We start from the raw sequence: 13,050 nt of genomic DNA on the forward strand, positions 1-13,050 counted from the left end.
GCGCGATCAGGGCGCGGTCGTCTGCGGCGTAAGCCCGCCTTCGAGCTTTGCCGCGACGCGCGCCGCCATATCCTCTTCGGCGAGCAGTGCCGCGGCCCGCCACGTATAGCGCGCGCGGAAGCGTTGCCCCGCCTTCCAATAGGCGTCGCCCAGATGCTCGACAATCACGGCATTTTCGGGCTCGCCCTGCTGCGCCTGTTCGAGCAGTTCGACGGCCTTGTCGGTGTGTCCGGTCAGAAAATAGGCCCAGCCGAGCGAGTCGGTGATGCTCGCATTCTGCGGGTCGGCCTTCCATGCCGCCTCGATCTGGCCGAGCGCGCGATCGACATCGATCCGCCGCTCCAGCGCGGAATAGCCGACAAAATTCAGGATCGTCGGGTCGTTTGGGCGCAGCGCGAGCGCGCGTTGCATCAGCGGCGCCGCCCCGTCCCAATCCTTCGCCTGCAGCCGCAGTTCGGCGCGCGCCACAAGCAAGGTCGCACGCAGCGGAGCGCTGTCGTCGCCATCGCCGAGCGCGGCTTCGAGCCGCGTATAGGCCCGCTCGGCCGCCGCGGCATCGTCGCTCTGCCGCGCCAGATCGGCGAAACGGACGAGCAGGCTGCGCGGCGCATCGCCCGCGACGGCGTCCTCGGCCATCTTCACCGCCGCCGCACGATCACCCTCCTCCGCCGTCAGTTCGGCAAGGCGCATCCGCAACACCGGCGGCAGGGGTCCGCGAAGACCGGCAAGAAAGGCAGCGCCGTCGGCGGCACGATCGCTGCGCGCCAAGGCGTCGGCGAGCGCGCTGCGCGCGGTCCAGTCCTGATCGTTGAGCCAAGTCGCAGCGCGCGCGAAAGTCAGCGGCAGGCGTGCATTGCTCTTGGGTAACCGCGCGAGCGTGTCGGCGACGAGCGCCAGCCAGTGGGCGGCGCCGGCCCGCGGGTTGGTCACCGCCTGTTCGGGCAGCAAGAGCAGAGGATCCTCGCGCTCACCCGCCGCCAGTGCAATGCGCGACCGCAGCGTCCCCGCCGCATCCTTCTCCCGGGCAGCATCGAGGCTGGCGACAAGGCGCAGAGCGACGAGCTGGCTCAGCCGGTCGGTCGGGGTTGTTTCCAGGGCAGCGGCCACGGCGGCATCACTTTGTCCGGCCGCAAGCTGAACCAGCGCCGCTTCGAGCGCATAGGCGGGTTCGGGGCGCCCGCGCGTCGCGGCGGCCACCAGCGCGCGTTCGGGCTGGCGCGCGCGCTGCCCGGCATCGACCCATGCGCCCAGCGCCGGATCGATCAGGCGCGATATCGCATCGCCGCCCGACTTGTCGTCCTGCGCCGTCCCCAGAAGGGCGCGCGCGCCCTTCCAGTCGCTGCGCCGCATCGCGTCGACGACGAGCACGAGCCGCGCGTCGAACCGCTGCTCGCCGCTCGCCCACAGCGCCGCAGCTGCACTGCGCGCTGCGATGAGGTCGCCGGCGTCGATGGCGCGCTCGAGCATTTCGGCGCGCAAGCCCGGCAGATCGGGCGCCTGGCTTGCGAGCGATTGCAGCGCCGCCAGCGCCTCGGCGGGATTGCCTGCTTCTTCGGCAAGCCGCGCCCGGACAAGCGCGTCGAGCGCTGCCTGATCGGGATCGACCGCCGCCATCGCAGCGGGCGCCGCAGCCACCATCAGGGTGGCCGCCAGCGGCGCGAGAATCGATCGGCGAGCGAACTTACATATTGGGATAATTGGGGCCTCCGCCGCCTTCGGGGGTGACCCAGTTGATATTCTGGGTCGGATCCTTGATGTCGCACGTCTTGCAATGCACGCAATTCTGCGCGTTGATGACGAAGCGCGGTTCGCCCTCATCCTGACCGACAACCTCATAGACGCCGGCCGGGCAATAACGCTGCGCGGGCTCGTCATACATCGGCAGATTATATTCGATCGGGATCGTCGGATCCTTGAGCTGCAGGTGGATCGGCTGATCTTCCTCATGGTTGGTGTTGGAGAGGAACACCGAGGACAACCGGTCAAAAGTCAGCACCCCGTCGGGCTTCGGATATTCGGGCTTGGGCATCATATCGGCGCGATAGAGCGTCGTGTTGTCGGGGTGATGCTTCATCGTGAACGGCATGCGGATGCCGAAGCTTTCGAGCCACATGGTCATCCCCGACAGGACCGTCCCCGCCAGATCGCCGAATTTTTCGACCAGCGGCAGCACGTTGCGGACGACACTCAGCTCCTTCTTCACCCAGCTGTCGTCATAGGCGTCCTGATAGGCGGTCAGCGTATCGCCCGAACGACCGGCATTGACCGCAGCGAAAGCCGCTTCGGCCGCCATCATCCCCGACTTCATCGAGGTGTGCGTGCCCTTGATGCGCGGCACGTTGAGGAAGCCGGCGCTGTCGCCGATCAGCGCGCCGCCCGGAAAGGCGAGCTTCGGCACCGACTGGTAGCCGCCGTCGCTGATCGCGCGCGCGCCGTAAGAGATGCGCTTGCCGCCCTTCAAAATCTTCGCGATCTCGGGGTGCGTCTTCCACTTCTGCATCTCCTGGAAAGGGGAGATGTGCGGGTTGCGGTAGTTGAGCCAGGTCACGAAGCCCAGCGCCACCTGCCCGTTCGCCTGATGATAGAGGAAACCGCCGCCATTGGCGTTGGCATCGAGCGGCCAGCCCTGCGTGTGGATGACGCGGCCGGGGGCGTGATTTGCGGGATCGATGTCCCACAATTCCTTGATGCCGATGCCATAGACCTGCGGCTCGCAATCGGCGTCGAGTGCGAACTGCGGCTTCAGCATCTTGGTCAGGTGGCCGCGCACGCCTTCGGCAAAGAAGCTATATTTCGCATGGAGCTCAAGCCCCGGCGCATAGTCGGGCTTGTGGCTGCCGTCGCGCGCGATGCCCATGTCGCCGGTGGCGACGCCCTTCACCGACCCATCGTCGTTGTACAGGATTTCCGCGGCGGCAAAGCCGGGGAAGATTTCGACGCCCAGCCCTTCGGCCTGTTCGGCCAGCCAGCGGCAGAGATTGCCGAGGCTGCCCGTATAGGTGCCCTTGTTGTGCATGAAGCCGGGCGTAATCAGATGCGGGACGGAGATTTTCTTCTTCTTCGTCAGCACCCAATGCTGATTATCGTTCACCGGCACCTCGGCGAGCGGACAGCCCTGCTCGCGCCAGTCGGGAAGCAGCTCGTCGAGCGATTTGGGATCGATCACCGCTCCCGACAGGATATGCGCGCCGACTTCGGACCCTTTTTCGAGCACGCAGACCGACAGCTCACTGCCCGCTTCGTTCGCGAGTTGCTTCAGGCGGATCGCCGCCGAAAGGCCCGCCGGCCCTGCCCCGACGATCACCACGTCATAAGGCATCGATTCCCGTTCGCTCACCTCAAAGCCCTTTCTGCCGTCCCCGCCGCGATCATTCATCGTAAGCGGCGCTCATTCTGTCACGATTTGCGATGCCTTCCAATTGACGCGCGCGTCAACCTCCTGTTTCAACATTTTCATGGGTGGGCGGAATTCAGCCTTGCTGGCGGAAAGCTATTGCGACTGGTGGTCGCTGGCCGGCGTCGATGCGCTGGTCGGCGAAGTGCCGGCCGGCTGGCTCGACGTGCCTGCCGCCAATGACGCTGCGGCACCGCGGCGAAGCCCCGTCCTTGCCGAACCCGAGGTCGCCCCGCTGCCCGCCGCGCTCCAGCGCGTCGAAGCGCCCCAAAATGACGAACCCAAGGGGCCGGTCGCCTTGCCGGGCGAATGGGACGAATTCCAGCTTTGGCTCGCCGAGCACCCCGACGTGCCCGGCAGCCAGTGGGACGCGCGCCGCGTGCTGCCGCAGGGAATGCCGGATTCGGCGCTGATGGTCCTCACCGCGTGGCCCGAGGTCGATGATCAGCGTGACGGGACGCTCTTTACCGGACCGGCTGGTCCGTTACTCGACGCGATACTGCGCGCGATCGGGCTGACGCGCGACGACTGTTATATCGCCAGCCTCGCAGTGACGCGCCCGGCGGGCGGCCGCTGCGACGAAAGCGACGCTGCAGAGCTCGACCGACTGCTGCGGCACCATGTCGCGCTGGCGCGGCCGCAGCGGTTGCTGCTCGTCGGCAGCGACATGCTGCGCATTGCGACGGGACGCCCGCTCGCCGATGTGCGCGGAAAGTTACTCGATCTTAACCATGATGGCGGCAAAGTGGAGGCGGTGGCAATCGCGCATCCCGCGATGCTCCTCGCCCGGCCAGCGCACAAGGCGGCGGCCTGGGATAGTCTCAAACTGCTCAACCGGGGACGTTGACAGATGACAAAAGCGAAATGGGCGCTCGGCGCCTCGATCCTGATTTTCCTTGCGGCCGGAACCGTCCCGGCGATGGCCGCCGACGCGCCCGATCGCGATTTTTCGGCTCCGTCGCAAACGGTGCCCGAAATCCTGTCGGCGAAGCAGAAGCAATTCTACACGCAAGTGCTGACCGCCATTCGCGGACAGCGCTGGGCCGATGCGAAATCGATGCTCGACGGCGCCGACAAGGGCCCGCTCAACGATTTCCTGCGCGCCGAATTGCTGCTCGCGGCAAACAGCCCGCGCGCCGAAGTGTCGGACCTTATGCCGGTTCTCGCACGATCGCCCGAACTGCCGCAGGCCGACCGTCTGGCAAGCCTTGCCGCGAAGCGCGGCGCCACCGACGTGCCGGTCCTGCCCAACCAGAATCGCCTGAGCTGGTCGGGCAGCGCCCCGCGCCGGCTCGGCGCCGACAGCGTGGGCGGCGATCCGGTCGCCGCCGGGCTGGCCCGCACCATCCCGGACCGTATCAAGAACGACGATCCCGCTGGCGCCGAGGCGCTCTATGCAGCGGTCGCCGACCAGCTGACGCCCGAGGCGCGCGACGAATGGCGGCAGAAGATTGCTTGGTCCTATTATATCGAGAATGACGACGCCAATGCGCTTCGCCTCGCGGCGGAATGCAGCGCGAGCCAGGGCGCCTGGCCGGTGCAGGGCGCGTGGGTGCAAGGCCTCGCTTCGTGGCGCCTGCGCGACTATCGCACCGCACTGGGCGCCTTCGACCGCGTCGCCAAGGAAGCCCCCGACAGCGAGCAGCGCGCCGCCGCTTATTATTGGGCCTCACGCGCGGCGATCGCATCGGGCGAGCCGCAGCTTGTCGAGCCGCGCCTGCGCGCCGCGGCGAGCAATGAGGAAACCTTCTACGGCCTTCTCGCCGCCGAAACGCTGGGTCTGGAAACCAATATCCAGCGCGAGAATGTCCGCGCCGACCGCAGCGCCTTCCGCGCGCTCGAGGAACTGCCCAATGTCCGCGCCGCGGTTGCGATGGCCGAGATTGGCGAGGACGGCTACGCCGACGCGCTGCTGCGCCAGCAGGCGCGCATCGGCGACCCGCGCCAGCACGAACAGCTCATTGCCCTGGCCCAGGCGCTCAGCCTGCCCGAAACCCAGCTCTATCTGGCCCACAACACGCCGCGGGGCCGCAAGCTCGCCGCCGCGACGCGTTATCCGCAGCCGCGCTGGGAGCCCAATGGCGGGTGGAAGGTCGATCCGGCGCTGGTCTTTGCCCACACGCTGCAGGAATCGCGTTTCCAGCGCACGGTGGTCAGCCCGGCGGGCGCCTATGGCTTGATGCAGGTGCGCCCCGGCACCGCCAAGGATCTGGCGCGGTGGCGGGGCGAAAGCGTCAATCCTGCCGATCTGCGCATCCCCGCGGTGAATATGGATTTCGGCCAGAGCTATCTGCAGTATCTGAGCAAGGATTCGTCGACCGGCGGCCTGCTGCCCAAGGTGATCGCCGCCTATAATGCGGGCCCCGCGCCGGTTGCGCGCTGGTCGACCGAAGTGCGCGACAATGGCGATCCGCTGCTCTTCATGGAATCGATCCCCTATTGGGAAACGCGCGCCTATGTCGGCATCGTGCTACGCAATTACTGGATGTACGAAGCCGAACAGGGCAAGCCGTCGATCAGCCGCGCCGCCCTCGCGCAGGGCAAATGGCCGCGCTTTCCCGACAGCAAGGACCGGGTACGGCTGACCTACGCCGGTCCCGCCGGTCTCGCCAATGCCGATTGATCCGGCGCGCCCGTTCAAGCCCGTTCGCATCGCCATACTGACGATTTCGGACAGCCGCAGCAGCGACGACGACACATCGGGCGACAAGCTCGCTGAACTTCTGACCGGCGCGGGGCACGAGCTTGCGGCGCGCGCGATCATTCGCGACGAAACCGATCTTATCGTATCGCGGTTGCACAACTGGATTGACGACCCTGCGGTCGATGTCGTCATTGCGACCGGCGGCACGGGCCTGACCGGCCGCGACGTGACGCCCGAGGCGCTGCACCGCCTCGATGGCAAGGATATTCCGGGCTTCGGCGAACTGTTCCGCTGGATCAGCTTTCAGAAGATCGGCACCTCGACGATCCAGTCGCGCGCCTGCGCCGTCGTCGCACGCGGGACCTATATCTTCGCGCTGCCCGGGTCGACCGGCGCCGTCACCGATGCCTGGGAGGGCATTTTGGAAAGCCAGCTCGACAGCCGGCACCGCCCCTGCAACTTCGTCGACCTGATCCCGCGCCTCACCGAATAGCCCAAATGTCGCCACCGGCTTCCCGCGGGCGACGATATTTGTTCTTTATATGTTCTCGATGTTCCACTAGATTGCGACAGTGGAACCGACCCGTCCCCTTCCCCCGATTTCAGGCCGCGGCGCCCCGACCAACCTCCGCCCGACGCGGACCGGATCGCTCGACCGCGCGGCCGATGGCGACTGGCTCGACACGGCCGAAGACATCGACGGCGCCGCGCCGGCGCTGCGCACCACCGTCACCGTCGAACATCCCAGGACGATCATCGCGCGCAACAACTCGCCAGACATCGGTTTCGACCGTTCGATCAATCCGTATCGCGGCTGCGAACAGGGCTGCATCTATTGCTTCGCGCGCCCCACCCACGCCTTCCACGACCTGTCACCGGGGCTCGATTTCGAAAGCCGGCTCTTTGCCAAGCCCGATGCCGCCGCCTTGCTGCGAGGGGAACTGGCCAAGCGCGGCTATGTGCCCGCCCCGCTTGCCATCGGCACCAACACCGACGGCTATCAGCCGATCGAACGCGAATGGGGCGTGACGCGCGCGGTGGTCGAGGTGCTGGCCGAAACGCGGCATCCGCTGATCGTCACGACCAAGTCCGATCGCATCCTTCGCGATATCGATCTGCTCGCCGACATGGCGCGCGACAATCTGGTCGGGGTAGCGATTTCGGTCACGACGCTCGATCCCGCAGTCGCCCGTACATTGGAGCCGCGCGCGCCGCATCCCAAGCGGCGGCTCGCGGCGATCCGCAAGCTGATCGACGCGGGCGTCCCGACGCAGGTCAATATCTCGCCGATCATTCCCGCTATTACCGATCACGAGATAGAGGCGATCATGGCTGCGGCGGCAGAGGCCGGCGCGATCCGCGCCTCCTATATCCTTCTCCGCCTCCCCCACGAAGTCGCGCCGCTGTTCCGCGCCTGGCTCGACGCCCATTATCCCGACCGCGCCGCCAAGGTGATCCACATGGTGCAGGACATTCGCGGCGGCCGCGACAATGACCCCGACTATTTTTCCCGCATGAAGGGGCGAAGCGTTTGGGCGCAGCTCATCCGCACCCGTGTCAAGCGCGCGGCGCGCGAACATGGCCTCGACAAAAGCTTTCCGCCGCTCCGCAGCGACCTGTTCAGGCCGCCGGAACGCGACGGACAGATGGAATTGTTCTAACCGGCTGCAAAAGCCAATCGTCATTGCGAGCGAAGCGAGGCAATCCCCAGTTATTCGCTTGCCCTGTCGCGGTTGGCTGGAGATTGCTTCGTCGCTGCGCGCCTCGCAATGACACCCATAGGGGGTTACGCCTCCGCCAACGACTTCAGCTTGTAATCCTTGTAATCGTCGCGGATCTGGCGCTTCAGGATCTTGCCCGTCGCGGTGTGCGGCAGTTCTTCGACGAAAACGATCTCGTCGGGCAGCCACCATTTCGCGACCTTGTCCTTCAGATAATCGAGGATGCTCGCTTCGGTCGCCTCGGCGCCGGGTTTCCTGACGATCAGCAGGATCGGTCGTTCGTCCCATTTGGGGTGGAATACGCCGACCGCGGCGGCTTCCTGAACGCCGGGGGCGCCCACCGCGGCATTTTCGAGTTCGATCGACGAAATCCACTCGCCGCCCGATTTGATGACATCCTTCGCCCGGTCGGTGATTTGCATGACCCCGTCGGGATGGATCACCGAGACGTCGCCGGTATCGAACCACCCGTCGCTGTCGGCGGCATCGGCGTCAGCCTTGAAATAGCGCTGGATGATCCAGGGGCCCCGGCATTGCAGCCGCCCGCTCGTCACCCCGTCGCGCGGCAGGACATTATCCTCCTCGTCGACGATGCGCAGTTCGACGCCAAAGGGCGGGCAGCCCTGGCGGCAGACGATATCGACGCGCTCGTCGAAGCTCATTTCGTCCCAATTCCACGGCCGCTTGCCCATCGTTCCGATCGGCGAGGTTTCGGTCATGCCCCATGCGTGGCCGACGTCGATCCCCGCCTTCATGAAGCGTTCGATCATCGCACGCGGCGCCGCCGAGCCGCCGATGATGACGCGGTAAAGCTTGCCATAGTCGATCCCGGTCGCATCCATATGCGCGAACATCGCGAGCCACACCGTCGGCACGCCGGCGCTGTGCGTCACCCCTTCGGCGTGCATCAGTTCGCAGAGCACCTGCGCATCATTGGTCGCCGAAAAGACGAGCTTCGCCCCCACCGTCGCGGCGGCGAAGGGAATGCCCCAGCTGTTGGCGTGGAACATCGGCACGATCGGCAGGATGACGCTGCGGTTCGACATGTCGAAGACATCGGGTTGAATCTCGGTGATCGCATGGATGACGTTCGAGCGATGTTCGTAGAGCACGCCTTTCGGATTGCCCGTCGTTCCGCTGGTATAGCAGAGGCCCACCGGATCGCGCTCGTCGAGATCGACCCATTCGAAGCTGCCGTCTTCGGCGTCGATCAGATCCTTGTAGGAAAGATAGCCGTCGCGCGCCGGCGCATCGAACAGCACGAAATGCTCGACGGTGGGAAGCTGATCGCGCAGCCGTTCGACGATCGGCAGAAATGCCGCGTCGAAGAAGAGAATGCGGTCCTCGGCATGATTGACGATATAGACAAGCTGTTCGTCGAACAGCCGCGGGTTCACCGTGTGCAGCACCCCGGCCATGCCGGCGGTCCCGTACCAGCTCACCAGATGATGGCCATGGTTCATCGCGAGCGTCGCGATACGGTCGCCCTTCGTCATCCCCAGCCGCGTCATGGCGGCAGCGAAGCGGCGGGCGTCCTTGCCGACCTCGCCCCAGCTCGACCGCGTCATGCTGCCGTCGGCCCAGCGCGAGACGATTTCACGTGCGCCATGTTCGCGCGCCGCATGATCGATCAGGCTTGTAACGAGCAGCGGCTGGCCCTGCATTCCCATATGCATCTCTCCCGTGTCTTTCGTCAGGGATAGGGCCGGAAATGCGCGGCGCGCAAGAGGGGGCGAGCCTAGCGGACGCGAAAATCGCGCGGCGGGACCAGCGAAAGCGCCACATCGGTTACGCCTGCAACCATTTGGAGCCGCGAGACGGTGTCTGGGCCGAGCGCGAAGCCGCGTCCCAGCTCGATCCGGATGTCCTCGCCCGTCAGCGGATCGGGCGTCGATACGATCACCCGCCCGCGCGCATCCTCGCGCCGTTCGAGATAGCGGAGCATCTCGCCCGGCGCCTCGGCGAGTTCGATGCGGCAATCGAGTTGCAGCGCGGCACTCGCCGCAATGTCGGCGAGCGACTGCGCCCCGCGCACCGTCACGCGCGGCGTTTCCTCGCCCTCGAGCAGATCGAGTTCGACGTTGAGCAGCGCGCAGCCGCCGTCGACCGCCAAGGCCTCCAATATCTTGCCCGTCTGCTCGTCGAAGCAGCTCGACTGAAATTGTCCGCTGCGGTCCGACAGCGTCAGGTTGAGGAAGCGATTGCCGCGCTGCGACACGCGCGGGCGCGCGCTTTCGACCATCGCCGCCATCACCATCGGGATGCGGGTTCCGGGCGTCATTTCGACCGTTTCGCAGATATTGCCGTAGGTCCGCGCACCGCGCGCCGCGATCACCGCCTCATATTGTTCGACCGGGTGAGCCGAGAAATAAAAGCCGAACGCGTCCTTTTCCTTCGCCATCCGCTCGGCAAGCGTCCAGGGTTCGGCAGCGGACAGCTGGAGCACCGGCGCGATCGCGACATCACCGCCGAACAACCCGCCCTGCCCCGTCGAGCGTTCGTGCGCCGAACTATTGGCGCAGGCCAGCAACGCCTCGGCTCCAGCAAAGGCGCGCGGTCGGTCGGGTTCGACGCAGTCGAACGCGCCGCCCCCCGCCAGCGCCTCGATCTGGCGGCGGTTGAGCAGCTTGGGGTCGATGCGCGCGGCAAAATCGTCGAGACTCGCAAAATCGCCCTTGGCTTGACGCTCGGCGACGAGAGCCTCCATCGCCTTTTCGCCGACACCTTTGAGCGCGCCGAGCGCGTAGCGGACCGCGAGCCCGTCTTCGCTGCGCCCGACCGAAAAATCGGCCTCGCTGTCGTTGATCGACGGCGGCGCGATCGCGATGTCGAGGCGGCGCATATCGTCGATGAAGATCGACAATTTGTCGGTCTGATGGCTGTCGAACGACATCGACGCGGCGAAGAATTCGTGCGGATAATGCGCCTTCAGCCACGCCGTCTGATACGAGAGCAGCGCATAGGCCGCCGCATGGCTCTTGTTGAAGCCATAGCCCGCGAATTTGTCGATCAAGTCGAACAGCTCGTTCGCGGCCTTGGCGTCGATGCCATTATGCTCGCCGCAACCTTTGACGAAGGTGTCGCGCTGCGCGTCCATCTCCGCCTGCACCTTCTTGCCCATCGCGCGGCGCAACAGGTCCGCGCCGCCGAGGCTGTAGCCGGCCAGGATCTGCGCCGCCTGCATCACCTGTTCCTGATAGACGAAGATGCCGTAGGTTTCGGCGAGGATGCCTTCGAGCAGCGGGTGCGGATAGGCGATCGGCTCACGCCCGTTCTTGCGCGCGCCGAACAGCGGAATATTGTCCATCGGCCCTGGCCGATAGAGCGCGACGAGCGCGATAATGTCCCCGAAATTGGTCGGCTTCACCGCCGACAGGGTGCGCCGCATCCCTTCGGATTCCAGCTGGAACACCCCGACGGTGTCGCCGCGCTGGAGCAGCTCATAGACCGCGGGATCGTCCCAGCCGAGCGTATCGAGATCGACATCGATCCCGCGCAGCGCGAGCAGGCGCCGCGCTTCCTTGAGCACCGACAGCGTCTTGAGGCCAAGAAAGTCGAACTTCACCAGCCCCGCCGTCTCGACATATTTCATGTCGAACTGCGTGACCGGCATATCCGAGCGCGGATCGCGATAGAGCGGGACAAGCTGGTCGAGCGGCCGGTCCCCGATCACGACCCCCGCCGCGTGGGTCGAACTGTGCCGCGGCAGGCCTTCGAGCTGGCGCGCCATGTCGAACAGGCGGCGGACGCCGTCATCCTGCTTATATTCGGTCATCAGCTCGCTGACGCCGTTCAATGCGCGTTCGAGCGTCCAGGGATCGGTCGGATGGTTCGGTACCAGCTTCGCGAGCCGGTCGACCTGCCCATAGCTCATCTGGAGCACGCGGCCGGTGTCCTTCAGAACCGCGCGCGCCTTCAGCTTTCCGAAGGTGATGATCTGCGCGACGGTGTCGCGGCCGTATTTCTCCTGCACATAGCGGATCACCTCGCCGCGGCGGGTTTCGCAGAAGTCGATGTCGAAGTCGGGCATCGACACGCGCTCGGGATTGAGGAAGCGTTCGAACAGCAGCCCGAGCTTAAGCGGGTCGAGGTCGGTGATGGTCAGCGACCAGGCGACGAGGCTGCCCGCACCCGATCCACGCCCCGGCCCCACCGGAATATCGTGCGCCTTCGCCCATTTGATGAAGTCGGCAACGATCAGGAAGTAGCCCGGAAAGCCCATCTGCGTGATGACGTCGACCTCGAAGTCGAGCCGCGCGACATAGGCCTGCTTTTCTTCCTCGGTAAGGTCCGGATAGAGCGCAAGCCGTTCGGCCAGCCCTGCGTGGGCATCGACCTTGAGCTGCGCCGCCTCGCCCTCGCGGTCGCCGGCAAGGCTCGGCAGGATCGGTTTGCGCTTGGGCGCCATGAAGGCGCAGCGCTGCGCGATCACCAGCGTGTTGCGGATCGCCTCGGGCAGGTCGGAGAAACTGTCCTCCATCGCCTCGGCCGATTTCAGCCAGGCTTCGGGGTTGGACGAGCGGCGATCCTCGCTTTCGACATAGGCCGACTGCGCAATGCACAGCATCGCATCATGCGCGGGATGAAATTGCGGATCGACGAAATTGGCGGGATTGGTCGCAACCAGCGGCAACGCGCGCGTGTAGGCCAGCTCGATCAGCGCCTCCTCGGCGGCCTTTTCAGTCGCATCGCCCCGCCGCGACAGTTCGATATACAGCCGATCGGCGAAAAGCGCTTCCAGCTGCTCGACATACTCGTCGGCGGCCGTCTTCTGCTCGCCGGCCAGCAAGCGCGCCAGAGCGCCCTCGCCGCCCCCGGTCAGGCAGATGAGCCCGTCGGTCTTGCCGGCGAGGTCCGAAAGCAGGACATGCGGCTCCTGCTCGACCGGTCGGCCGAGGTGCGCCGCAGACACCAGCGCGCAAAGATTATTGTAGCCCGCATCGTCCTGCGCATAGAGCGCAATCCAGTCGATCAGCGGTGCGCCGCTCGCCAGCCGCTGCCCCGGCCGCGCCACGCTCAGCAGCGCACCGACGATCGGCTGGACACCCGCCGCCTTGCACGCGTCGCCAAAGGCCATGACACCGTACAGCCCGTTGCGATCCGCGACCGCTATCGCCGGAAAGCCCCGCTCGCGCGCCGCTTTCGCGATCGCCTTGGGCTCGATCGCCCCCTCCAGCATGGTGAAACTGGAAAAGACGCGCAGGGGAACAAAGGGGCTGTAGGCCATCGGATGACGCTAGGCACATGTGACGATTCGGGGAAGCGTCCGTGTGCAAAATATGCACATTGGC

General features: G+C 65.8%; 8 protein-coding genes. 4 read left to right on the top strand and 4 right to left on the bottom strand.

Annotated elements, in window-relative coordinates; translation table 11 throughout:
- Positions 1 to 6: 6 nt before the first annotated feature.
- Positions 7 to 1,638, bottom strand: coding sequence for a hypothetical protein (locus MU856_RS08075; RefSeq protein ID WP_263588788.1), 1,632 nt, complete (start codon positions 1,636 to 1,638; stop codon positions 7 to 9).
- Positions 1,639 to 1,681: 43 nt separating this feature from the next.
- Positions 1,682 to 3,337 (bottom strand): electron transfer flavoprotein-ubiquinone oxidoreductase, encoded by a 1,656-nt coding sequence (locus tag MU856_RS08080; protein ID WP_062903235.1) that lies wholly within the window; start codon positions 3,335 to 3,337, stop codon positions 1,682 to 1,684.
- Between the two features lie 139 nt (positions 3,338 to 3,476).
- Here MU856_RS08080 and MU856_RS08085 point away from each other — a divergent pair, with 139 nt between their 5' ends.
- The 4 genes from MU856_RS08085 (at position 3,477) to MU856_RS08100 (ending at position 7,699) form a co-directional block, all read left to right on the top strand.
- Complete coding sequence (locus tag MU856_RS08085) at positions 3,477 to 4,241, top strand: uracil-DNA glycosylase family protein (RefSeq protein WP_263588789.1); 765 nt, start codon at positions 3,477 to 3,479, stop codon at positions 4,239 to 4,241.
- Between the two features lie 3 nt (positions 4,242 to 4,244).
- Positions 4,245 to 6,017: a lytic transglycosylase domain-containing protein gene (locus MU856_RS08090; RefSeq protein ID WP_263588790.1), complete on the top strand. Its 1,773-nt coding sequence runs from the start codon at positions 4,245 to 4,247 to the stop codon at positions 6,015 to 6,017.
- Positions 6,007 to 6,531, top strand: a complete 525-nt coding sequence (gene moaB / locus MU856_RS08095; protein WP_062902621.1) for a molybdenum cofactor biosynthesis protein B — start codon at positions 6,007 to 6,009, stop codon at positions 6,529 to 6,531. The genes MU856_RS08090 and moaB overlap by 11 nt, the downstream gene beginning before the upstream one ends.
- Before the next feature lie 79 nt (positions 6,532 to 6,610).
- Positions 6,611 to 7,699 carry a PA0069 family radical SAM protein gene (locus tag MU856_RS08100; protein WP_412072821.1) on the top strand — a complete coding sequence of 363 codons (1,089 nt, stop codon included), beginning with the start codon at positions 6,611 to 6,613 and terminating at the stop codon, positions 7,697 to 7,699.
- Positions 7,700 to 7,824: 125 nt separating this feature from the next.
- Here the strand turns inward: MU856_RS08100 and MU856_RS08105 are convergent, their stop codons facing one another.
- Together MU856_RS08105 and dnaE are read right to left on the bottom strand one after the other, a co-directional pair.
- Positions 7,825 to 9,429 (bottom strand): long-chain fatty acid--CoA ligase, encoded by a 1,605-nt coding sequence (locus tag MU856_RS08105; RefSeq protein WP_412072822.1) that lies wholly within the window; start codon positions 9,427 to 9,429, stop codon positions 7,825 to 7,827.
- Between the two features lie 68 nt (positions 9,430 to 9,497).
- Complete coding sequence (dnaE, locus tag MU856_RS08110) at positions 9,498 to 12,986, bottom strand: DNA polymerase III subunit alpha (protein ID WP_263588792.1); 3,489 nt, start codon at positions 12,984 to 12,986, stop codon at positions 9,498 to 9,500.
- Positions 12,987 to 13,050: the final 64 nt, after the last annotated feature.

The organism is Sphingopyxis sp. GC21, assembly GCF_025727575.1.
GTDB lineage: Bacteria > Pseudomonadota > Alphaproteobacteria > Sphingomonadales > Sphingomonadaceae > Sphingopyxis > Sphingopyxis terrae_A.

What these genes read in the sequence shown, in the direction of transcription:
- MU856_RS08105 (WP_412072822.1), bottom strand. Translation starts at nt 9,429, where the DNA reads ATGGGAATGCAGGGCCAGCCGCTGCTCGTTACAAGCCTGATCGATCAT.
- dnaE (WP_263588792.1), bottom strand. Translation starts at nt 12,986, where the DNA reads ATGGCCTACAGCCCCTTTGTTCCCCTGCGCGTCTTTTCCAGTTTCACC.
- MU856_RS08075 (WP_263588788.1), bottom strand. Translation starts at nt 1,638, where the DNA reads ATGGTGGCTGCGGCGCCCGCTGCGATGGCGGCGGTCGATCCCGATCAG.
- MU856_RS08090 (WP_263588790.1), top strand. Translation starts at nt 4,245, where the DNA reads ATGACAAAAGCGAAATGGGCGCTCGGCGCCTCGATCCTGATTTTCCTT.
- moaB (WP_062902621.1), top strand. Translation starts at nt 6,007, where the DNA reads ATGCCGATTGATCCGGCGCGCCCGTTCAAGCCCGTTCGCATCGCCATA.